The 2,298-nt window shown below is 74.5% G+C and carries 3 protein-coding genes; all 3 read left to right on the top strand.

Going from position 1 to position 2,298, the window contains the following annotated elements; translation table 11 throughout:
* The first annotated feature begins 119 nt into the window (after positions 1-119).
* From era to PYV61_RS24375, 3 genes are read left to right on the top strand one after another with little or no spacing between them, the layout of a single operon-like run.
* Positions 120-1,007 (top strand): GTPase Era, encoded by an 888-nt coding sequence (gene era, locus PYV61_RS24385; RefSeq protein ID WP_275836477.1) that lies wholly within the window; start codon positions 120-122, stop codon positions 1,005-1,007.
* Positions 1,004-1,171, top strand: coding sequence for a Trm112 family protein (locus PYV61_RS24380; protein WP_275836476.1), 168 nt, complete (start codon positions 1,004-1,006; stop codon positions 1,169-1,171). Before era ends, PYV61_RS24380 begins: the two co-directional genes overlap by 4 nt.
* Positions 1,152-2,180 (top strand): PorV/PorQ family protein, encoded by a 1,029-nt coding sequence (locus PYV61_RS24375; protein WP_275836475.1) that lies wholly within the window; start codon positions 1,152-1,154, stop codon positions 2,178-2,180. Before PYV61_RS24380 ends, PYV61_RS24375 begins: the two co-directional genes overlap by 20 nt.
* Positions 2,181-2,298 lie beyond the last annotated feature (118 nt).

Here is a 2,298-nt window from a genome sequence, read left to right as displayed (position 1 = left end):
GCCGATGGTACTCCGCTCGAGAGAGCGCGGGAGAGTAGGCCGTCGCCGGCACCTCATTCCGAAGCCCCCGCGTCATCCGTGACGCGGGGGCTTCGTGTTTGCACCCATCCCCTCCCGCCATGCCACGCGCCGGGATCGTCACCGTCGTCGGCAAGCCCAACGCCGGCAAGTCCACGCTCCTCAACCGCGTGGTCGGGCAGAAGCTGGCCATCACCAGCCCCAAGCCGCAGTCCACGCGCGACCGCGTCGTCGGCATCCGCAGCGAGGAGGGCGTGCAGATGGTGGTGCTGGACACCCCCGGGCTGCTCGAGCCGCGCTACGCGCTGCACGCCGCCATGCGCGGGGCGGCGATCGCCGCGCTCCGCGACGCCGACGTCGTCGTGTACCTGGTCGACGCGACCGAGGGGACGGTCCCGCCGCTGGAGACGGTGGCCGCGCTGACCGACGCCGAGCGCCCGCGCGCGCCGGTCCTGCTGGCGCTCAACAAGCTGGACGCGCTCGAGCCCGCGCGCCGGGAGGCGCTGCGCGCCGAGTACCCCGACGCCTTCCTGGTCTCCGCGCTCGACGGGTCGGGGGTCGACGCGCTGCTCGCGGCGGCCGCCGAGCGGCTTCCCGAGAGCCCGTTCCTCTACCCGGAGGACGAGATCAGCACCCAGACGCTGCGCTTCTTCGCCGCGGAGCTGGTGCGCGAGACGGCCCTCGAGCAGCTGGACGACGAGGTGCCCTACAGCGTGGCGTGCGAGATCGAGGAGTTCCGGGAGAGCCGGTCGCCGGTGTACATTCGGGCCGTCCTGCACGTCGAGCGCGACAGCCAGAAGCGGATCCTCATCGGGGCGAAGGGGACGCGGATCCGCGAGATCGGCCGCGTGGCCCGCGCGAAGATCGAGGCGCTGCTCGAGGCGCAGGTGTACCTGGACCTGTGGGTCAAGGTCCTCCCGAACTGGCGGCGCGACGAGCGCGCGCTCCGCCGACTCGGCTACCAGCTCCCGCCCGACCCCGACGCATGAGCCTCGCGCCGCAGCTCCTGGCCATCCTCGTCTGCCCGAAGTGCCGAGGGGCGCTGGACTACCGCGAGGCCGAGTCCTCGCTCGTCTGCCGGCAGTGCGCGCTGCGGTACCCGGTGCGCGACGACATCCCGATCCTCCTCGTGGATGAGGCGACGCCGCTCTGAGGGCGGGCGCCTGTTCCGGTCGGCCGCGGCGCTGCTCGCCGCGCTGACGCTGGGACCGTCGGCGGGCGTCGCCGTGGCGGGAGCGCAGGACGCGAACGCGGCCGGCGCCATCTCGCTGCTGCTGCCGCTGGGCGCGCGCCTGGTCGGCGTGGGCGGCGCGGGGGTCGCGGGGCAGTTCGGCGCCGAGAGCCAGCTCGTGAACCCGGCGGCGCTCGGCTTCGCGACGCGCCGCGAGATCTCGCTGCTGCACGGGCAGGACCTGTCCGCGCGGCGCGACCTGCTCTCGGTCGTGATCCCGCAGCGCCGGCTCGGCACGTTCGCGGGCTCGGGCTACCTCGTGAACCTCGGCGAGGTGCCGGCGACCGACGACTTCGGCAACCAGATCGGGACCGTGTACTCGCGCACCGTGTCGCTGGCCGCGAGCTACGCGAGCACGTTCGGGCGCGACGTCGCGGTCGGGCTCACCTACCGCCTGCTGCAGGTGCGCTTCGACTGCAGCGGCACGTGCACGAACCCGAACGTCCCCACCTTCACGGACAACGAGGGCGGGACGGCGAGCATGGTGGACGTGGGCGCGCAGTACGACCTGCGCCGCCACCTCCCGCTCGCGCTCGGGCTCTCGCTGCGCAACCTGGGGCGCCGGCTGCAGGTGCGCGACAGCGAGCAGTCGGACGCGCTGCCGACGCAGCTCGCGGTGGGCGCCCGCTACGACGTTGCGGCGATCGCGCGCCTGGACACGAACGCGCGCCTTCGTGTCTCGGCGGACGTGGTGCGCGGGCTCGGCGCCGCGGGCGCGGACCCGGCGGTGCACGTCGGCGCCGAGGGGACGTTCCGCAACACGTTCATGCTGCGCGGCGGGTGGGTGCAGAAGCGCGGCGACAGCGGGCCGAGCGTGGGCTTCGGCTACGCGAGCCGCCGCATCGGCTTCGACGTGGCGCGGCAGATCAGCGGGCTGTCGGTCGACGCGGGGGAGCCGCCGACGTTCGTGGCGCTCCGCTACTACTTCTGATGCCCGCGCGCCTCGCGTCCCGGATGCGCGCGTGCGCGGCGGCGCTGGTGCTGCTCGCCGCCGCGCGCGAGACGGCCGCCCAGCGCCCCGAGCCGGTGGGCGCGGTCACCCCGCGCCG

It is taken from the genome of Roseisolibacter sp. H3M3-2 (assembly GCF_029211165.1).
In the GTDB taxonomy this organism is placed as follows: Bacteria; Gemmatimonadota; Gemmatimonadetes; order Gemmatimonadales; family Gemmatimonadaceae; genus Roseisolibacter.
Note: the sequence above shows the minus strand (reverse complement) of the source record. Positions and strands in the feature narration are given on the sequence as shown.